The 20,413-nt window shown below is 27.7% G+C and carries 19 protein-coding genes; 2 read left to right on the forward strand and 17 right to left on the reverse strand.

Translation table 11 applies throughout. The features are described from left to right. Positions 1-296 precede the first annotated feature (296 nt). Entirely contained in the window at positions 297-1,445 is a 1,149-nt protein-coding gene (gene norA / locus LQ608_RS09980; protein WP_239751697.1) for a multidrug efflux MFS transporter NorA, read from the reverse strand. Between the two features lie 153 nt (positions 1,446-1,598). On the opposite strand from norA, the gene LQ608_RS09985 reads away from it, so the two are divergent. Beyond that, entirely contained in the window at positions 1,599-2,414 is an 816-nt protein-coding gene (locus LQ608_RS09985; protein WP_239751701.1) for a MerR family transcriptional regulator, read from the forward strand. A 189-nt stretch (positions 2,415-2,603) separates the two neighbouring features. Here LQ608_RS09985 and LQ608_RS09990 read toward each other — a convergent pair whose 3' ends face one another. Genes LQ608_RS09990 through LQ608_RS10000 form a run of 3 tightly spaced genes read right to left on the reverse strand, consistent with a single transcriptional unit; the run spans position 2,604 to position 4,519 of the window. Next, entirely contained in the window at positions 2,604-3,287 is a 684-nt protein-coding gene (locus tag LQ608_RS09990; protein ID WP_239751703.1) for a hypothetical protein, read from the reverse strand. After that, the gene (locus LQ608_RS09995; RefSeq protein WP_239751704.1) at positions 3,280-4,161 is read right to left on the reverse strand and encodes an ATP-binding cassette domain-containing protein; all 882 of its coding nucleotides are present in this window, start codon (positions 4,159-4,161) and stop codon (positions 3,280-3,282) included. The genes LQ608_RS09990 and LQ608_RS09995 overlap by 8 nt, the downstream gene beginning before the upstream one ends. Next, a complete protein-coding gene (locus LQ608_RS10000; RefSeq protein WP_107509751.1) occupies positions 4,148-4,519 on the reverse strand; it encodes a GntR family transcriptional regulator in 372 nt (123 codons plus the stop codon). The genes LQ608_RS09995 and LQ608_RS10000 overlap by 14 nt, the downstream gene beginning before the upstream one ends. A gap of 241 nt (positions 4,520-4,760) precedes the next feature. Between LQ608_RS10000 and LQ608_RS10005 the strand changes: the two genes are divergently transcribed. Then, entirely contained in the window at positions 4,761-5,363 is a 603-nt protein-coding gene (locus LQ608_RS10005) for a DJ-1/PfpI family protein (RefSeq protein ID WP_239751705.1), read from the forward strand. 82 nt (positions 5,364-5,445) lie between these two features. Here LQ608_RS10005 and LQ608_RS10010 read toward each other — a convergent pair whose 3' ends face one another. The 13 genes from LQ608_RS10010 to LQ608_RS10070 all read right to left on the reverse strand — a co-directional run bounded on the left by LQ608_RS10010 (position 5,446) and on the right by LQ608_RS10070 (position 20,405). Then, complete coding sequence (locus LQ608_RS10010; protein ID WP_239751706.1) at positions 5,446-6,549, reverse strand: acyltransferase family protein; 1,104 nt, start codon at positions 6,547-6,549, stop codon at positions 5,446-5,448. A 26-nt stretch (positions 6,550-6,575) separates the two neighbouring features. After that, the gene (locus LQ608_RS10015; protein ID WP_239751707.1) at positions 6,576-9,191 is read right to left on the reverse strand and encodes a CDP-glycerol glycerophosphotransferase family protein; all 2,616 of its coding nucleotides are present in this window, start codon (positions 9,189-9,191) and stop codon (positions 6,576-6,578) included. Between the two features lie 307 nt (positions 9,192-9,498). Next, a complete protein-coding gene (locus tag LQ608_RS10020; protein WP_239749827.1) occupies positions 9,499-9,837 on the reverse strand; it encodes a hypothetical protein in 339 nt (112 codons plus the stop codon). Between the two features lie 204 nt (positions 9,838-10,041). Next, the gene (locus LQ608_RS10025) at positions 10,042-10,902 is read right to left on the reverse strand and encodes an NAD-dependent epimerase/dehydratase family protein (RefSeq protein WP_239751708.1); all 861 of its coding nucleotides are present in this window, start codon (positions 10,900-10,902) and stop codon (positions 10,042-10,044) included. Further along, a complete protein-coding gene (locus LQ608_RS10030; RefSeq protein ID WP_239732592.1) occupies positions 10,902-11,459 on the reverse strand; it encodes a sugar transferase in 558 nt (185 codons plus the stop codon). Before LQ608_RS10030 ends, LQ608_RS10025 begins: the two co-directional genes overlap by 1 nt. 12 nt (positions 11,460-11,471) lie before the next feature. Beyond that, positions 11,472-12,677, reverse strand: a complete 1,206-nt coding sequence (locus LQ608_RS10035) for a glycosyltransferase family 4 protein (RefSeq protein ID WP_239751709.1) — start codon at positions 12,675-12,677, stop codon at positions 11,472-11,474. A 3-nt stretch (positions 12,678-12,680) separates the two neighbouring features. Then, positions 12,681-13,934, reverse strand: coding sequence for a nucleotide sugar dehydrogenase (locus LQ608_RS10040; RefSeq protein WP_239751710.1), 1,254 nt, complete (start codon positions 13,932-13,934; stop codon positions 12,681-12,683). 11 nt (positions 13,935-13,945) lie between these two features. After that, positions 13,946-15,205, reverse strand: a complete 1,260-nt coding sequence (locus LQ608_RS10045) for an O-antigen polymerase (protein WP_239751712.1) — start codon at positions 15,203-15,205, stop codon at positions 13,946-13,948. Next, on the reverse strand, positions 15,206-16,384 hold the full coding sequence (locus tag LQ608_RS10050) for a lipopolysaccharide biosynthesis protein (RefSeq protein ID WP_239751714.1): 1,179 nt from the start codon (positions 16,382-16,384) through the stop codon (positions 15,206-15,208). Positions 16,385-16,417: 33 nt separating this feature from the next. After that, a complete protein-coding gene (locus LQ608_RS10055; protein ID WP_239751715.1) occupies positions 16,418-17,530 on the reverse strand; it encodes a glycosyltransferase in 1,113 nt (370 codons plus the stop codon). Positions 17,531-17,560: 30 nt separating this feature from the next. Further along, on the reverse strand, positions 17,561-18,166 hold the full coding sequence (locus tag LQ608_RS10060; protein ID WP_107537198.1) for a CatB-related O-acetyltransferase: 606 nt from the start codon (positions 18,164-18,166) through the stop codon (positions 17,561-17,563). After that, positions 18,166-19,290: a non-hydrolyzing UDP-N-acetylglucosamine 2-epimerase gene (gene wecB, locus LQ608_RS10065; RefSeq protein WP_208144137.1), complete on the reverse strand. Its 1,125-nt coding sequence runs from the start codon at positions 19,288-19,290 to the stop codon at positions 18,166-18,168. Before wecB ends, LQ608_RS10060 begins: the two co-directional genes overlap by 1 nt. A 2-nt stretch (positions 19,291-19,292) precedes the next feature. Next, positions 19,293-20,405, reverse strand: coding sequence for a polysaccharide biosynthesis C-terminal domain-containing protein (locus LQ608_RS10070; protein WP_239751716.1), 1,113 nt, complete (start codon positions 20,403-20,405; stop codon positions 19,293-19,295). Positions 20,406-20,413 lie beyond the last annotated feature (8 nt).

Consider the following 20,413-nt stretch of genomic DNA (forward strand, 5'->3'; position numbering starts at 1 on the left):
CATGTTTGCCCTGTCTTGCAATATTCGGCCTCCCTATTTATCATGTTGGAGCAGTCTTGCAACATTCAGCCGTCCTATTTATCATGTTGTGCCTGTCTTGATAAATTCACGGGCTCTATTTATCATGTTTGTCTCGACTAGCAACATTCAACCGCTCTATTTATCATGTTGGCTCCGTCTTGCAATATTCAGACGTTCTATGTTGCTAGTCGGACCTGTCTTGATAAATTCGAGTTACTTTATACCCTTTTCCAACCAAAAGAGCTGAGACAATTTATTTGTCTCAGCTCTTATTTTTAAAACTTCAATTTATCTGGTCTATAAAATACAATAATTACTGATGCTACTAGGAAGAATGCCATTGCTATATACAATGGAAAATCTATACTCATATCAAATGCTGCACCGGCTACTAAAGGTCCGATTAAGTTACCGACACTTGTTGCTGCCGAGTTTAATCCACCTGCTGTACCTTGATTATTACCGGCTAATTTTGAAAAGTAGTTCGTCATGGATGGTCTGATTAAATCAAATCCAATAAATATAATGAAACTTACTAGCATTACCGTTATATATTTTGAAGCCATTAAGAATGCTCCTAAAACTAATATCGAATATATTAATGAGAATAATGTTAACTTAATTTCACCTATTTTTCCTACTAGCTTTTCAAATAAGAACAGCTGGAATATAACCCCAACTATTGCTCCACCTGTAATGGCGATAGAAATATCTTTCGGTTCGAAACCTACTTTTTCTGCTGTATATAATGAGAACATGGTTTCTGTTGATGCTAAACCATATGAAAGTATGAGCATTATAATAACAGGTACTACAAACAATTTATATGGAAATGGTTCTTTAACTTTTTTCTTACGTGTCTCATGTGTTTCATCTTCGTCACTTGCTTCTTTTAATAAGAATATCGAGAATAATAAAGCTATAATGCCTAGTCCACCTGCAAAATAAAAAGGCATTCTATGCGAAATTTCTGCTAAGAATCCTCCTACACCTGGTCCAACTATAAACCCTGTATTTATTACTGCTGACATATAACTAAAGTTCTTCGCTCTAGTCTCATGTGTTGATAAATCACCGATCATACCATTTACACCTGGCATGACAAACGCTGCACTAATCCCACCTAATACTCTTGATAATAAAAGTATTGAAAATGTATTACCTACCGCAAATATAAATTCTGAAATGGAGAATAATAGGAGGCCAATAATGATAATGATTTTTTTACCAAATTTATCTGCAAATCGTCCTCCAAATGGTGAAGCAATCATTTGGAATAATGCGAACACTGCTACAAGTACACCCAAATCTGTACCATTCAAATCTAAATCCTTTAAAAACGTTGGTAAAACTGGAATTACGATACTAATTCCTAAAAACATTAAAAATATATTAAAATATAAAACATTTAACTTACTCTTCATTTTAGACCTCCTTATTCAATACTTTCACAAATTTTATCTGATTTTCACTATATTCTAATCCATTTAGTTGGATTTTCATAACGTTATGCAATCTTTAATATATACAATTTATAGTGTATAGTAACTATACAGTCAATAGAAGGAGAACAATTTATGCAAAAAATTAATCAAATACCTATAAGTGAGTTTGCTAGCTTAACAAATGTTAGTCGTCAAACGCTTATTTACTACGATAAAATCAATCTTTTCAAACCTGATTATAAAAATGAAATTGGCTATCGCTACTATTCTATAAAACAAATTGAACTGATTAGTGTGATCACATTACTAAAAGAATTAGGCATGCCACTAAAAGAAATCAAAGAATATACACAAAACAAATCACCAGAACACTTTTTAAATTTAATGTATCAACAGAAAAAGACGATTCAAGAACAGAAGAAACATTTAGAATATAATGAAATGATCATCAACGATAAAATTCAGCTCATAAAAGAAGCTATACAAACACCATTTGATGACATTACATTACAAGAAATCGAAGAAACTACATTTTATATAAGTGATAATATCGCAAATGCTTCAGAACTTGATTTTTTAATATCTATTAATCAATTTATTGAAGAACTTAAATCACATGGCCTATTTTCTAGCCAACCGATTGGCATTATATCCAATATGAAAGATATTTTAAATGGAGAATACAATAATTATAGTTACCTATATGTTAAAATTCCTAACTCTAAAAATCATTACACGAATACCATTACGTTAAAAGGTCAGTACTTAATTGGTTACCACCTAGGATTAGATAAAAATATAGAAGTAACGTACTCAAAAATGATACAAAAAATAGAAGAAATGAATTTAAAAATCGGTAAATATGTCTATGAAGAATTTGTATTCGATTCAGTTATTAAAAATAATGAAAATGAATATATAACGAAAATAATGATTGAAGTGGAATAAAATATTCCCTCAGGCGTCAGCACTTCACAAAATCGTTCTCAATATCTATTTTCACAAAAAAATAAAGCACTTTCGTATAATTTAATTAATAAAAATCAAATTAACGAGGTGCTTTATATATAAGTTATATCATTCTTAAATAACACTACCACTAGTAACATGCATGTTTACCTGTACTCGATTGTATTATTAAAATTTTAATTTAACATTTATGAGTATTGGATAAATTAATAATGCTAAAAGAATTCCGATAGCACCTAATATATGAAACATTTCATATATATGATGATATATCCATTTGAACAATGGTGTGAAATCTCCAAGTACATACCATACAAAGACTATTACGCCTATTAAAAATAGTCCTATTAAAGTTGGAATGATACCGAAACGATACATAATTGCACCGATGAAGAAACAAACACCAGCAATAAAAATAACTGATAATAAATCTATCCACATATTATCGAATCTATTGTTATGTTGTAGGAAATCTCCAACTCTCATTAATGTAACGTTACTATTTGCTATATTTGCAATAAGTTCTAATAAGTAGCTAACGATTTCATGTACTACTAACATACATACAATAAATATAAAGTAGCTTAACCACAAACTGAAAATATATTGTTTTCTAGTAGAACCAAGTTGAACGGCTGATTTAAAAGGATCACCATACAAGAAAAATGGTAAGAATCCTAATATACCGTATATTGGTCCAGATAATAAAGGTTTGAAAGACTCAGATGGTTCAATATAGAAGCCAATGATAAAATAAATTATAGCTAATGCTAGAAGTACGATACTAAATGTATAAAATTGTAATTTCAATTCTTTACCTATTATAGAAAGCGAGCCTCTTAAATCACCCATTATTAGCCTCCTTTGACATCGTTATATTGACTAAGTAATCTTGAATACTTGCTTTATCCACTTTAATATTCAACGCTTTACATTGTTTAATCAATTCTTCATTAAACGGTATATCTGCCATAATTTTATACTGATTCATAATTGTAGATTGTTCAATTACTTCATTATTAGAAACAACTTGCTGAATATCTTCTAACTTACCAACCAATATTGCTCCTCTAGATTGAAAATATTCAATAGGTTCGTTTAATTTCACATGATGTTCAGAAATGACAACGAGTTTTTCACATATTTTTTCAATTTCTTTAATATGATGAGAAGCAATCAAGATATATCTTGGATCTGCTTCAAATGATTCTCTAAGTGCTTTAGTAAATACCTTTCTCATATAAGCATCTAAACCGTTTGTTGGCTCATCTAACATCGTAACTGGTGCATGACTTGCTAATCCAATTACAGACTGAACCATAGATTGCATACCTTTGGAAAAAGTCTTAATTTTTTTCTTTCTTGGTAACTCGAATAAATCAATTAAATAATCTGCTTCTTGCTGATTCCACTTATCGTTAAACATTGAAGCAAATTTCATAGCATCATTTATATTCCATGTCTTACCAAAGAAATGGTTTTCCCTTAAATATGTGATTTGCTTAGAAGCTGCTACATTATTATAAGGATTAAAATCTAAAATGGACACTTGTCCTGAATTCTGTTTTTCTTGACCTGACATGAGTTTCATTAACGTCGTCTTACCTGAACCATTACGTCCCCATAATCCTATAATCATAGGCTCGTCTTCTTGTAAATTTAAATCTTCCAGTACATATTCATCCTTGTACTTAAACGACATATTTCTAATATCAATGATTGTCATAGTCTTGAGCCACCCTTCTTATTAATTCTTCTTTGTTTATATTGAGTCTCTTCGCTTCTTTAACCATGTTTTGGATATAAGTGTTTGAGAAATCTTGCATTCGTGTATTTACAAGCTTGTCGCGCGCATCTTCAGCTATAAACACACCAATTCCTCTTCGCTTCGTCACGATGCCTTCATCCATCAACAAAGTAATACCCTTTTGAGCCGTCGCTCTATTGATATTATAAAAATTTGAAAGTTCTGTTGTGGAAGGTATTTGTTCACCTTCAGACAAAAGTCCTTCAACTAAATCATCTTTAATCATATCTGCAATTTGCAAAAATATAGGTGTATCATCATTTAATGTAGGTTTCATATTCATTCTCCTTATCCTATAACATGATTGGTTGATTAGTTGTGTAATCAACTATAATATCATTCATGTTATTTGTCAAACTTCTTCGGGTTAATCATCCTATTCATAACGTCATAGCACCTATTATATCAGTATTTCAAGCGTATTAAATTTTTATAAAATAAAAATATATAGTTATCATTTGCATAACCACAGCATTTGTAGCAATCTAAAGTTAATCATAAAAAAAGGTGGCTACATTATGAAAAGAGCATTAGTCTTACTTACAGAACAATACGCAGATTGGGAATTAAGCTATGTTGCAGCAGAACTGTCTATGTCACATTCGTTTAAAATAGATACTGTATCGTTAGAAGAACCAACAGTCACATCCATCGGTCAACTAAAGACCATCGTTGACTATACAATTGAACAAATTTCAGAACCATATGACGCTTTAATCGTTATAGGCGGAAACAATTGGCCATCAATAGAAAGTGAGCAGCTTGTACAGCTCATTAAGTCATCATTAGACAAAGGCATCGTTGTCGGTGCAATATGTGGCGCAGTAGACTTCTTAGCAAGAAACAGCCTACTCTCAGGATTCAAGCATACAGGAAATGACTTAAACACATGGACAACAGACGATAACTTTAAACAATACACAAACTCAATAGACTTCGTAAATGAAGACAGCGTAATAGATAAGAATCTCGTTACAGCAAACGGATCAAGCGCAGTAGACTTTGCATTTAATGTCATTCAAGCATTAGGATTATTGGATGAGAGAGAAGCGGAAAAAAATAAATACTTCTATAAATCAGGATATGTAGCGTATAAATTGAAATACGGAGAAATTGGGTAAATTTGTGGAGTGAGTAAGGAGAAATAAGAAAAAAACAAAGCCTATCGTTTGAATGATAGGCTTTGTTTGCAGTGTAAATTATTTAAACACTACTTGATTCTACTGAATTTAGTGTTTCATTTGTTGTTTTATATGGTTTTTCATATTTATTCAACTTATTGTGAGTTAAAGTATTAACATTTCCTACGAAATACTTTCCATATTTACTTAGATTGAATAAGTAAGATATACATATTGATAAACATACTGCTACTATAAACTTATATAAGATATCTAAATAAACAACTTCACTAAACATTGTCATTTTATTTAAGAATATTAAATGCATTAAGTAAATACTAAATGAGAAATTGCTAATAAATAATATAAATTTAGGTACATACGTAAACCAACTACTCATTAGGAAAAATGCTAATATAACTGAAGTTGTATAAATTGGTGTATCAACTCTTTTAGATCCAATTGCGCTATTATATCCACTTGTATGTGTATAATAAACAAAGATCACACTGATTACTAACAATCCTATTATTGGTACAGTATATTTTTGTATGGCATTTTTGAAAGCTGTATAGTTTTTTCCTATATAGTAACCTAATAAGAAATATGTTAACCAACCGAAAAAGATCGTTTGTCCTTCTTTTCCCCAGATAATTTGACCAAATATATTATCAGGTGCTTGCATTCTTAATCGCATTGCCCAATAAATTGAAGTAATAATGATTGATCCTATTATCATAGGTATTGGTTTGATGTTCTTTAAGTATTTTGCAAACACATAATGCAATACATAGAACTGGAATATAATAACGATGAAGTATGTTACTGAATATCCTCGAATTGACACATATAAAAAATTATTTATAAATTCTATAAAAGTCGCGCTATCATATTTACTGAAAGTCCAAAATATATTAAGTAATACGTATGGTATTCCTAATATCATTAATCTTTTCTTGAAAAATCCTTCTTTCAACGAGTCTCCATATTTATGTGCAGTCAAGAATTCCGTAATGAATACAAACATTGGCGTTGCGAACATTAAATATACTTGTAAATATGTTGGCCATTCATTTTTAACGAGATTCGGATTATTAGATAATGTTATAGAAATTGAATGAATCATGACTATTCCTAAACAAGATATTGCTCTCATCCAGAATACTACTGGTATAAACTTATTCATAAACTACTCCTTTTGCATTGTATATCTTATTGTCGCTCTAAATTTTCGACAATGCTGTTGTAAATTCTTTCGTTATTATTTTTATCAATATATTTGAAAATACTATCTTTCTCTACTTCTACTTTTTTAAATGAATCATTAACGACATAGTCATAGATTTGATCTACTAATTTCTTTTCATCGTACATAATTTCACCTAGGAACGTTTCATGGATAGGTCTTAAAATACCTTTTCTAAAGAATCTTTCTACATCAAAATGATAAAAGATCACTGGTTTATTCATATAAGTAAAGTCGAAGCTTACACTACTATAATCCGTAATTAACAAGTCATGTTCTATCAATAATGATTGAACGGACTTCTCCCCTAACTCAACGTATTGTACTTTTATATCATTATTCATTAAGAACAACTTAAAGTAACTTTGAGCTCTATAATGTGGATAAAAATTAATTTCAACATTATTTCTTTCTATTAATTGATTTAGCTTTTTATTTTTAATCAAGCTTAAGTATTTCTCTAAATACTCACTGTTCTCAAATGTAAAATCACTATTTAGCCAGTCTCTCCAAGTTGGCATAATCAATATTTTTTTAATATTATTGTTATCATTTTCTATCGGTAAATTATCAAATCGAGATAATCCTGAAATATATACTTGCTCTTTATCGTATCCCATTTCATTTACAACTACATCGTACTTTTCACTCATACTACTCACATTGAAAATATCAAAAGGCTGTTCATAATAATCCTTATGATACTCAACACTTTTTCTTCCTAATACACCATGTTGCAAGAATACTTTTAATGTATCTTCATAACCAAAGAATCCTTTTGCTGGTTTATATGGAAGTATGTTTTCAAAATCATGTGTACTTACAAGTACTTTAGCTTTACTAGCTATTTTAAAATGCTCAATAGAACCAAATTTAAGCACTTTTTTATTATGTTTAAGGTTTTGGTAATCTAAAGCATTTTCATCTATAACATAATAAGCATCTATCGAAGTATTGGCTCTTAACCAATTAAAGAAGACTATACCGTTGTCTTGAGCTGTATCAAATCTTTCACCAATCAACCAAATATTAGGGTCTTTAGCCTTGTTGTTCATTAACTTTAATTGATTGTTTGTAATAGAGAATCTCTCTAATTTAATATTTTTAAATGGCGTAATTGTGCTTAAATAATTTATTTCTTGATTATTATCTTTTATAATTTTTTTTGAAAAATATGTATCCTTTTTATATTTAGCTGTTCTATATCTAATTTTTTCTTTTCTCACAATATGATCTTGTTCTCTAACCGTTATAAATAGATCGACAATCGTTTTAGGCTTAGATATAATCTTTTCAATTTCGTCATATTTAATATCTAATAGAGTCTCACCTGGTTCAATATAATACTCAATTGTTTCTTTGCTATAGCGTTCTTCGAAGGTTAAAGTAAACGTACAATGACTATATATATCATCAGCTTTTACAAAGAAGTTAATTTTATTCTCATTTATATAATTAACACCATTCTTAAAAAACGGCTTTCTATACTTAACATAAATACCATTATTTGAAATAAATCTCATGTGATAATATTGATTATTGATGCTAACAGCAGTCTCAGAAATAATACGTTCTTTAACATTTTCAGAAATACTGTATATAACATTGCGACTTGTACCTTCTTCAACTGCCTCAATATACATATTTTTTTTAGCTCTATTATCAATAAAAATATCATAAGGAATTTTAGAAGTAATCATATCTTCGTAAGTTTTGACAGGATATTTTGCAATAATTTCATTTTCATAGTTCATTAAGACAACATTCAAATATTCTTTAATATGTTTATTACCCTTGCTCTTCATATTAATAATAAAACCATACTTATCAGGTGTTTCCTTTAAAATAATATTTTCAGCTTTAAAAATTTTATGATAAACAAAGAAATTGTTCCTATTAATCTCAATATAATAATGATACAAATTAAAACTATATTTATTATCAAACTTCGCTCTATATGCATTATCTTCATTTACCAAGTACATAGCTTTATACTCTTCCATAGCTAACATTTCGATCTTTTCAATTGGAATTGTATAATTCGACTTACCACTAGCTTTTAACTGAATTTCAGATTTATTGGAACCATTAATTAGTAAAATTTTAGAGAACTGATAGTTACTGCTCGTTTCAAAAGTAAAATTAGACTCATTAATAAAAGGTTTCAATTTAACCTTCTCATTAACAAAAGTATAATCCTCATTTAAACTCTTAATGTACATATTCTTAGTACATTCAACTTCGCAAAGCTTACCGTCAATTGTTAAATAAAGAGAACCTCTAGTATTATCTCTCACCCATAATTTTTTACCATTATAAAAACAGTTAACCTTAATAAATGTTTCCTTTGATTCAAACTTCAATAAATCTTTATCAATTTCAACCTTCAAATGGTTAGTACCCGACTTTTTAATAGCTACAGGAACAGTCTTATTTTGAATTCTAACTTCAAATTGGTCCTTATTAAACACTAAATAATTCTTATATTTATATTCAATAACAATCTTATCCGCCTTATCCTCTACAGAAACACAGTCAAACCTTCTTACAAGTATATTCTTCAATTTATATAAAGTACTCATACATTTACCTCTTTTATTATTGAATTTTTACACTAAATTATCTGCATAAAAATTAGTTTTTAAAAACATTATTATGATCATGTATATTACTTCTGAAAACAAATAATTATTAAATCAGTTAAAATCTGACTTGATATTTAATTTATTTTCTATAACTTTTAATTCAATATTAATAATATTAACAAAAACTTCACAAATGTCTACATGTTTTTAAAAATACATACCATTTTAGTAAGGTAAAAAACTAGTAGTTACCCTGTTTTTAAAGAAAATAAAAAAAGTAGTTATAAGAATTTTCATCTTATAACTACTTCTCTTTATTTTCATTCTTCTTTAGATCAACTGACTCTTTATATGCACTTTCTGCATCTTGATAATGTTTACTTTTCGGTAAAATATCTTTATCGATAGCTTGATTATAAGCATTCATTTTAGTCTGTTCATCTTTATCACTATTTATGACCTTCTCTAAATCTTCTTGAGTCTTAATATTTATAGACTTATCATTAGATGACTTTTTAGTTTGTTCAGTTTTTTCTTGTTTTTTGTCTTTTTTATCATCTGGTTCAGAGTCTGATGTAATCATGAAATAAGCAGAAAATATAGTTAAACAAAAAATAAATACTACAAGAATGATGTTTTTCATTTAGTTACCTCTCTTCTATGTATCAATCGTTATTTCAATTAAACTATAGTTATAGTTTTTTGTAAAATAGATTAACGGTAGTAGAGCGTTGTATTGTTCAAAGAAAAAATAAAAACCCTCTATATTATAGAGAGTTTAATGGGGTCCTTGCTATTTTATGAATCTCACACTTTTATAATTTACTGGTACTTCATAAAATTTAAATTACTTATTTAATGTTCGAACATAAGTTTCCGCTTCACTAATAAATTTATCAGCATAGTTTATTTCATCTATATCCTTTGAATATGCTAAGTTTCCATATAATTTATTGAAGATTGATATTTTACCAAATAATTTTAATAAACTGTTTGGTAATTTAATACTCATACTTTTCTTATTTTGCAGTTCTCTCATTTTAAAAATTGCATGATTCGTATTTAAGTAATCATTATTTTGAGGGTGTAATATGCCTGAACTTTCATTCTCAATAAGTTCATTAATATAAATCTCAAGATTTTCAATATATATACTACTTCTTTGATTATCAATTCGAGGATATAGAGGTAAAATATTAGATAGTTTAATTAACTTACTAAAATTACCTGGTGCTGATTCTCCATAAATCATTGGTGGTCTTAAAACAGCTACCTTAAATGCATTTGATTGAATTTCATGTAACATTTCTTCTGCACGTAGTTTTGATATGCCATATGAAGTTGTTGGTTTAGTTAAAGTGTTTTTATTTATAATAACTTCTTTCCCTACTTCGCCATCAAGTCCAAATACTGACATTGTACTAAAGAATATAAACTGATTTACACCTTCGGTTTTAGCTTTTTCAGCTAGCTCTTTAGTTAAATGGTAATTTACATTCATATAATCTACCATAGTAGCATTTGGGTTATTATTATGTACAATTGCGGCTAAATGTATAACGACGTTATATTTACTAAAATCTAATGCTTTCCACTGATTTCCTCTAACATTAATTTGATCAACAACATGACCTTGTGCTTTTAAATAATCATTTAAACGATTCCCTACATATCCATTCTTACCAGTGATTAAAATTGTTTTTCCCATTAATGTTTCACACCTTCAGATGTTATCGTGTTTCTAATCGTTTTGTATATAATAAACATATCTAAAATGAAAGTTTGATTTTCAACGTAATATTTATCATATTGAACTTTTTGATCATCTGTAATATCATCTCTACCCATAACTTGTGCTAAGCCTGTTAGTCCTGGTTTTACTGTATGTACATTTTCATTCGTTCTTTTAGCAATCAAATCATATTGATTATATAAAGCTGGTCTTGGACCAACTACAGACATATCGCCTTTAATAATATTAAATAATTGAGGCAATTCATCAATTGAAGTTCTTCTAATAAAACGTCCTGATTTAGTAATGTACATATTTGCATCAATTTTATCAGTTGCTACATCTGGCGTTTCAACTTTCATAGATCTAAATTTATAAATATTAAAGATTTCATTATTTATACCAGGTCGTTTTTGTTTAAAAACGATTGGACCTTTAGATTCTAGTTTAATAGCTATAGATGTAACGATTAATATTGGTGAAAAAATAAACACTGCAAATAAAGAACTGCATATATCAAATAACTTTTTCATAATTCTCCACCTTTATTTCAGTAAATTATAATACTTTTCTGTACTTAATTCTCTTGTATAATTTTCTTTGTAAATTTTATATGCATTACTGCCCATTTGCTCAAAGTCTTTAGGACTATTATTTTCCACAAAGTTTATAATTGATTGAGAATCTTGATTATTAACATGAAGACCTGCATTATATGATTTTATTTGTTTAACAATATCTGTTTCTTTATCCATAATTGCGATAAGTGGCTTTCCAGCAGCTAAGTATCCATAATTTTTACTTGGTACTCCTAGACCAATACCCTCGGGTACGAGTGAAGCTATGCAACAATCTGCAATATTAAGCACATCAGAATAATCTGTTCCAGTAAGAAAATCATAAACAAAAGCATTCTCTATATTATTATTTTTAATAAAATCATCTACTATTTCTTTCTTCTTACCATGTCCACATAAAACAGTAGCTACTTCTTTGTTGTCCTTAACACCTTTAAGAAATTGCATTATCGTTTCCATATCTTGAAGTTGTCCCATATTTCCACTATATAAAAGTATTTTATTATACTTACTTTTAATATCTTTAAAAGCATCATTATATACTTTGTCTTTACTTAATGATTTTTCATCATACCAATTAGGTATAACATGAATATTATTTTTATTATTAGAAATTTTATTCTCTAATATATAATTTTTCATTTCAGTACCTAAGACAATAACATGCTCTGCATTTTTATAAACATGTTTATTAATATACTTCATTACCTTATCAATCATACTACCTGGTTTAGTAGCCCCTGTTTTAATTGCATTATCTGGTGCTATATCATACGCAACAAACGAATATTTCTTCTTAAATATTCTGTGTATCAAATCAGGTATAAAAGGTAGAATTGGAGGATTAGAATAAACTAAAATATGATCGTATTTCAACATTCTTGGCATATTAATTAAGAACATTGCAAATAATGAGAAGAAGTTTATTAGTCTACCAATTTTTGACTTATTATTAAATTGAGCATATTTCAACCTTCTAATATTTATTCCATTATACTTTTCTTTTTTTAATGTTTTATGTGATTGAGAGTATTCATATGGCCAACCACACATAACATCTATTTTTATACCTTTATCTACTAAATCTTCAGCCATTTGTGTTGGTAACGTTGCTGATGAAACATATTCAGGATAAAAATACTGACAAAGGATTAATATCTTCTTGGTTTTCATATTTTAAACCTCTTTTGTACTATAAATGTTATTGAAATTGTAATATTTAATTTCTTCTGTATTTCCAACAATATTTTTAGTATCAAACACAATATTTTGTTTCATTGTTCCATTCACATAGTTAGCTAACTCTTTATACTCATTATGATCAGTTAGAACTAATGCTAAATCACTATTTTCAAGTGCTTTTTTGATATCATTTTCAACCCAGTCAAGTTGTACATGGCTATCTTGTGCAACAACTTCATATTCAGATTTTAATTTTAATTCATGATAAATATCTAATGCTGGAGATTCTCTTATATCATCAATATTCCCTTTATAAGTTAAACCAAGAACTGTTAATTTTTTACCTTGAATTGATTCCATAATACTATTCACTTTTTCAATTACATATTTAGGCATACTATTATTAATTCTACGTGCATTTGCAATTATTTCTGAATTCTCAGGGTCACTTGCAACAATGAAATATGGATCAACAGCTAAACAATGACCTCCAACACCTGGGCCTGGTAAATGAATATTTACACGAGGGTGTTCATTTGCTAATTTAATGACATCTAATGCATTAATATTTAAATTATCACTAATTTTAACTAATTCATTCGCTAAAGCGATATTCACATCTCTGTAAGTGTTTTCCATTAACTTAGACATCTCTGCAGTACTCGCTTTTGTTTCAAGTAATTTCCCTTGAACTAATTGCTTGTATAACTCTATAGTTTTTTGAGTACATGCTTCAGTAATACCACCAATAATTCTATTATTATGAATCATTTCATGAATAATTTTTCCAGGTAAAACTCTTTCAGGACAATGAGCAAGATAAATATCTTCGCCAACTGTAAAACCAAATGATTCGATCATAGGTTGTACAATATCTTCCATTGTTCTAGGACCAATAGTTGACTCAACAATTATCGTATCACCTTTTTTAATAACATTTTTAAGTTTCATAACTGCATCTTTTAAATATGAAACATCACAACTATTATCCTCTAAATGAGGTGTCGGAACAGCAACAATATAATAATCAGAATGTTCTACTTCAGTTGCAGCTTTGAAATTTTTAGAATCAATTGTTTGTACTAATAATTCTTGTAGACCATTTTCTTCAATATGTAATTCTTTGTTATTCAATTTTTCTACTACAGATTTATTTACATCAATACCCGTAACATCTAAACCTTTTGATGCGAATAATAACGCTGTAGGTAAACCAATATAACCCAAGCCTATAACTGATAATTTCATTTGATTACTCCTTAAATTTTAATTTTATATTTTGAAAAATGTAATATTAACAATAATGGTAAAAATAAATATAACGCCTCTTGAATATTAGTAGCCGTGTCTCCTCTAATTGAACCCATAATTATTTGTATCATTACTATAACTATCATTATTAAATTAATACTATTTCGTCCATCTGGATGATTAATTAAATGTTGACTGTAATTATCTGCAATACCACATATAACTCCAAAAATAACACTAACAAGAATAACTCCAACTATACCAAAATAAACATATGACTCACCCACTAGTCCTGGCGGAATAGACATTCCTTTATCAAAAGGTAAATTCATTTTATGAACTAATGCTTCAGAAAGCGCCTCAGGTTTATCTGGCCAAATACTTCTTGGTATAAATATAAAGACAGGTTTAAATAAAGTTAAAAAAGTTACTCTAATATCATCTGTAAGAATAATTGCTGCTAATGAATAAGAATAAGTCACATCTGTTCCTATCGCTAAATAATTCAAATATTGATTATAATCACCCTTTATAATTCCAATAAAATTGATTATTCCTTCTTTTATTCCCAATGTTCTGATACTCATTAGTAAAGGTAATCCAATGAAAATAGATATTATACTTAAAATACTAATTTTTGTTATACTTGGTTGAATTCTTTTTCTATAAATATATAGAATAATTGCTGCAATAGTGGGATAAATCAGTATTCTTCTTCCAAATATAAAGAGTAATACAAAAATTATTGAGCAGACTATTAATACTAAATTTCTAATTTTTTGTTGCTTATTATTTGAATATAGAAAACTTAAATAGGATGTAAAAAGTAGTCCCAATAATATAGAAGATTGCATCATTTTAGTCCATGAACTTAATTCTAAAGTTGCGATAGTACCTGTAGTTACTACTTCAACACCCAGTACAATAGCTAATAGAAAAGATAAAATACAATATACCAAATTCGCTTTTTTTATAGTAACGTACTCGATTTTTTTAATCTTGGCATTATTAAATCTCATTTTTCTTAGTTGAAATGGAAGGTTACTTATAATAAAAGCTATTAAACATATTAAATATATTAAATTAAGTTTATTATAAGCACTATCACTTATAATAAAGCCATATGAAAAATAATTACCTATGAAAATGGGAAGTAATAAGCTAATAGAAAATATTACTATCCAAAACAAACTTATGAATCTAAAATTATATTTAAACAAAAAACAAATATATGATACTGATATTAAAATAAATAGTAAAATAGTCATTTATTCATCTCCTAACTTTTCATTAATTGATATATAAATTAAGAAATGCTTTATTAATGATGACAAAACAAGTGCAATTGAGAATCCCATTATTCCAAAATAGTTCATTAGTAACACACTTGATATTGTTAATATAATCAAACTCACTATATTAATAGTAAGATTCAATTTAAACTTACTGTTAGCAATGATTTTCATTTGTAAAATTGCAGTTGTCGATAATAGTATGACCCCTAGGTTTGATAGATATAATATTCCTTTAACATCCTCAAGATAATCAGGATATAAAATTTTTATGATTATATATGATACAAATGTAATGATAATTGATAATATTATGGATAATATTATTATTAAAGAAAAAACTTTGAAAATATTTTTCTTTGGATGAGAAGATTTATTATCTACTTCATAACTTAATAACACTGTAACCATAGGGTTTATGATTAAATTCGATAATTTTCCCACAATTGTAGAGATGAAAAATAATGGTACATATTTTGCTCCTAAAACTATTCCAATCAATATTCTATCTGAATAATTTAATAAATTTAAAATAATATTAGATCCAAGTAGTGAACTAAGGTCTCTAATTTTTTTTATATGTAGAAATTGAATTTTAAATTCCTTAAAATATTTTAAACTATATAAAATCATAGAAATAATTATTATTGCTTCAGATACAAATAATACTAGATATATATTTACTAGATTATAAGAAAGTAATAAAGAACCTATACCTAAGATTACTGCACTTATTATATTTATATATAATATTTCTAAATATTTAAATTCTAATCTCAGATATACAAAAATATAACTTCTTACTAGTAAACAAGTTCCCCATAAATTTATAAGAATAATTTCACTTTTATCTATTTTCCATAACAAAAGAAACATCGTTGTGATAATAATATTTATTATTATTAATATAATTAAAGTACTGAAATATTTATACTCTTTAATATTTTTTTCATCTTTATTAATTAATCTGATATTATTTAGAGTATTTCCAAGAATTATTGATGATATATTTATTAAAGTCAAAATTAATAAGAATTTACCAAAATCTTCACTTGTGTTATTTCTTGAATATATTGGGATAAGTATTAATTGCATTATTATAATTGGAATAACTGTAGCTAAAATATTAACTGTGATATCTTTTATTTTTTTCATAATCTCCACTTTTCTTTAATACTTATTAATAAATTAAGATTTATATGCTTCAATTAATTTTTTTTCCTCATTCTGCCAAGTAAGTGTTTCTGATGCTTTTATAGCATTTTGTTTTAATTCTTTGTATAATTCTTTATTATTTTTTAATTCTATTATAGCTTTTGAAATTTTTTCAGGTTCTACCTCATCTAGTACAATTCCCAAATTATATTTATCATTTAAAAAGATATGTTCTTTCACAGGTGATAAAATGACTGGTAATCCCGCATGTATACATTCAAAAATTTTGTTTGAAACTGTATATTCAAAATTAATAGAAGTTCCTTTAGTTAAAATAACACCAACATCACTATAACTTAATTTGGAAACCAAAGTGTCTATCTCTACTGGTGGATCAAATCTCACATTTTTTATATTTTTAGCTTCTTTAAATTCTCTTAAAGATTTTTCTAGCTCCCCAAATCCTCTGATTACAAGCTGTATACTATCATCTGTTATAAGTGAACCAGATTCTAGGAATTCTTCATAACCTCTATTTGAAACAATTTGTCCCTGATATACAACTTCAAATATGTCTTTAGCTAACTTTTCTTTTTTATCTATTTTATATTTAATCGGGGCATTAGTAACCACTATTGCTTCTTTAGGATAATTTGAGTTCCTATAGTAATCTCTAGCTGCGTGACTAACAGTTATAAAAGTATCAATATTTTTGATTATTCTTTTTTCAATAATCTGTACGATTGCTGATAAAATTTTATATTTATTAATAAAAGCATTTTTCGAATATATCTCATGTGCATCATATACAATTTTTGCATTTTTATACCTACTAAGAAATACAATAAACAAAACATCAAAGTCATTAGCATGTATAACCTCTGGTTTATATTCTTTAATAAATCTAATGACATTTTTACCAAATTTCACTCTGTTTATTAATTTTTTAAATATCGTATTTTCGCTCTTATTTAAACCAAACAGTTTATAATTAAAATCTATTTTCTTTAGTCTCTCATCTGTAACATTGGCATTATTTTTCCCTAAAACTATATAATCATCTGTTAATTTTTTTATAGTCTCCATCTGTTTTAGAATTCTTGGATCCTGAACAATATTACTAGATACAATATTTAAAATTCTCATTAAAACCCATTCCTTTTTATTTAAAGACTTTTACAAATGAAATTGAGAACTAATTAACTCTTTGGCATCTTTTTCCCACCATTTGCTATCTTTTAAATTTTTGATTGTTTCTTCATCAAATCTCTTTTTTATTACTTTGGCAGGAACTCCACCAACAATTTCATATTCTTCAATATTTTTTGTAACCACGCTACCTGCAGCAATTATCGATCCATTTCCAATTCTAATTCCATCCATAATAATTACATTTGCGCCAATCCAAACATCATTACCAATAATTGTTAATTCTGGGTTGTCATCATATTCGGTTTCATTGATTTCTAAGTTAAAAGGATTATTTTTTGAATAAAAAATTGGTGAAGTACTAAAAAGATGTATTGGATGTTTACCTAATCCTATTTTTACATCAGAAGAAATAGAACAATAATTACCTATTTGAACATTATTTAAATCTGAGTTATATCCAATATAACTATATTTTCCAAATGATGTATTACGAATTCTGCATAATCTATCAACATAGTTATTGCCACTAAATTTAGAATTCTTTACATATGCAAGTGGATTTATTTTCACATTTGAGCCTTTTGTATTTTTGTTACTATTAATTACTTTTAAAAATAATTTTTTTAACATTATTTCCCCCAAGTATTTCTATTAATAATCTCCGTATAACTTTGTATGATTTTCACTACTTTTTGAGAAACATTTGTATCTTTATAATCAATTGCGTCTATCATTGGCTCATTATTATTTTGCATTGCTCTTGCGAGTTCCACGGATTGAACTAAGTTATCATATTTAATTCCACCAACAATTACTGAACCTTTATCTAATACTTCTGGTCGTTCTGTAGATGTTCTAATTAGAACTCCTGGGAACTTAAGCATTGATGATTCTTCTGATAATGTTCCGCTATCTGAAAGGACAACGAATGCATTCTTTTGTAATGCATTGTAATCAAAGAAACCAAATGGTTTCAGTTGTTTTACTAAAGGATGAAACTCAAATGACCTTTCTTCGATTTTTTTCCAGCTTCTAGGGTGTGTTGAATAAATTACTGGCAATTGATATTTTTCTGCTATTTCATTAATTGCATTCATTAATGAATTAAAGTTGTCTTCTATATCAATATTTTCTTCTCTGTGTGCTGAAACTAAGATGTATTTGTTTGGTTCAAGATTTAGTGTTGTTAGTGCATCACTTGTATTAATTTTATCTTCATATTGTTCTAAAACTTCTCGCATCGGTGAACCTGTTACGAAGATGTTCTCTTTTTTGAATCCTTCATCTAATAGGTATCTTCTACTATGTTCTGTATATGGTAGATTTACGTCACTAACGTGATCGACTATTTTTCTATTAATTTCTTCAGGTACGTTTTGATCGAAACAACGGTTACCTGCTTCCATATGAAATACAGGAATTTTTAATCTTTTCGCCGATACTGCTGCCAAACAACTATTAGTATCTCCTAATATAAGAAGTGCATCAGGTTGTTCTTTAGCTAATACTTCATATGATTTAGCAATAATATTACCCATTGTTTCGCCCAAATCTTTGCCTACGGCTTCTAAAAAGTGATTAGGTTCTCTTAATTCTAATTCTTCGAAAAACACTTGATTAAGAGTGTAGTCATAGTTCTGTCCTGTATGTACTAATATTTGGTTGAAATATTTATCACAAGCCTTGATAGTAGCTGATAATCTAATAATTTCTGGTCTTGTACCTACTATTGTCATTAATTTTAATTTATTCATTTTTAAACCTCCAAGAAATATGTGTCTGGATTTTCTGGATCAAACATCTCATTAACCCACATTATAGTTACCATATTTTCAGTACCTAAGTTTTCAATATTATGTGTATATCCTACTGGAATATCAACTACTTCCAAGTTGTCACCTGAAACATGATATTCAATAACTTCTTCTGAATCCGGTAATCTAAATCTAATAACGCCCTCCCCAGAAACTACTAGGAATTTTTCGTTTTTAGTATGATGCCAATGATTACCTTTAACTATGCCTGGTTTTGAAACATTGACCGATACTTGTCCTCTGTCTGGTGTTTTTAAGAATTCAGTAAAAGAACCTCTTTCATCAACATTCATTTTAAGAGGATAACTAAATTCATTTTTAGGTAAATAACTTAAATAAGTACTATATAAAGCTTTTTCAAATGGATCATCTAATTTAGGTAAGAATCTCTTTTCTCTAGAATCTTTGAATGAAATAATTAAGTCACTTATTTCTCCTAAACTCTTTTTATAAACATTAGGTACTTCAACTTTGTTATCAACAATTGTAGGTTTATCTTCAATTGCTCTTTTTATTTCCGCGATAACATCATCAATGTAATTTAGCGATAACATGATTTCTCTATCATTCACTTTTATTTCTTTACCACAAGCAATATTATTACAGAATGTAGCAATAACAGAATTGTAATTAGGTTTACACCATTTACCAAATAAATTTGGGAATTGATAAATATAAACTTTGTTACCGTATGTTTTTGAGAAATTATTTAGTAAACTTTCAGCTTCATTTTTACTTTTACCATATAAATTATCTGCATTTGCCTGAATAGAAGATGACAAAATAATAGAAGGTTTATTACGATTATTTTTAACTATATCCAACATTTCTTGTAACAGTGATACGTTACCTTCATAAAATTCACTTTCATGTTCTGGTCTATTTACACCTGCTAAATGTACAATACAGTCTGCTTTAGTTAAATATTCATTTCTATCTTCAATAGAAGTATCTCTTGATATTTCAAGAATTTGATAATCAGTCGTTTGCTTTAAATCAAATTTTAAATTTTTTCCTACAAAGCCATTTGAACCGGTAATTACGATTGATTTCATATAAACCT

Source organism: Mammaliicoccus sp. H-M34 (genome assembly GCF_022386495.1).
Classification (GTDB): Bacteria; Bacillota; Bacilli; order Staphylococcales; family Staphylococcaceae; genus Mammaliicoccus; species Mammaliicoccus fleurettii.

Coding starts and splice junctions, on each gene's coding strand:
- norA (WP_239751697.1), bottom strand. CDS start 1,445: ATGAAGAGTAAGTTAAATGTTTTATATTTTAATATATTTTTAATGTTT.
- LQ608_RS09985 (WP_239751701.1), top strand. CDS start 1,599: ATGCAAAAAATTAATCAAATACCTATAAGTGAGTTTGCTAGCTTAACA.
- LQ608_RS09990 (WP_239751703.1), bottom strand. CDS start 3,287: ATGGGTGATTTAAGAGGCTCGCTTTCTATAATAGGTAAAGAATTGAAA.
- LQ608_RS09995 (WP_239751704.1), bottom strand. CDS start 4,161: ATGACAATCATTGATATTAGAAATATGTCGTTTAAGTACAAGGATGAA.
- LQ608_RS10000 (WP_107509751.1), bottom strand. CDS start 4,519: ATGAAACCTACATTAAATGATGATACACCTATATTTTTGCAAATTGCA.
- LQ608_RS10005 (WP_239751705.1), top strand. CDS start 4,761: ATGAAAAGAGCATTAGTCTTACTTACAGAACAATACGCAGATTGGGAA.
- LQ608_RS10010 (WP_239751706.1), bottom strand. CDS start 6,549: ATGAATAAGTTTATACCAGTAGTATTCTGGATGAGAGCAATATCTTGT.
- LQ608_RS10015 (WP_239751707.1), bottom strand. CDS start 9,191: ATGAGTACTTTATATAAATTGAAGAATATACTTGTAAGAAGGTTTGAC.
- LQ608_RS10020 (WP_239749827.1), bottom strand. CDS start 9,837: ATGAAAAACATCATTCTTGTAGTATTTATTTTTTGTTTAACTATATTT.
- LQ608_RS10025 (WP_239751708.1), bottom strand. CDS start 10,902: ATGGGAAAAACAATTTTAATCACTGGTAAGAATGGATATGTAGGGAAT.
- LQ608_RS10030 (WP_239732592.1), bottom strand. CDS start 11,459: ATGAAAAAGTTATTTGATATATGCAGTTCTTTATTTGCAGTGTTTATT.
- LQ608_RS10035 (WP_239751709.1), bottom strand. CDS start 12,677: ATGAAAACCAAGAAGATATTAATCCTTTGTCAGTATTTTTATCCTGAA.
- LQ608_RS10040 (WP_239751710.1), bottom strand. CDS start 13,934: ATGAAATTATCAGTTATAGGCTTGGGTTATATTGGTTTACCTACAGCG.
- LQ608_RS10045 (WP_239751712.1), bottom strand. CDS start 15,205: ATGACTATTTTACTATTTATTTTAATATCAGTATCATATATTTGTTTT.
- LQ608_RS10050 (WP_239751714.1), bottom strand. CDS start 16,384: ATGAAAAAAATAAAAGATATCACAGTTAATATTTTAGCTACAGTTATT.
- LQ608_RS10055 (WP_239751715.1), bottom strand. CDS start 17,530: ATGAGAATTTTAAATATTGTATCTAGTAATATTGTTCAGGATCCAAGA.
- LQ608_RS10060 (WP_107537198.1), bottom strand. CDS start 18,166: ATGTTAAAAAAATTATTTTTAAAAGTAATTAATAGTAACAAAAATACA.
- wecB (WP_208144137.1), bottom strand. CDS start 19,290: ATGAATAAATTAAAATTAATGACAATAGTAGGTACAAGACCAGAAATT.
- LQ608_RS10070 (WP_239751716.1), bottom strand. CDS start 20,405: ATGAAATCAATCGTAATTACCGGTTCAAATGGCTTTGTAGGAAAAAAT.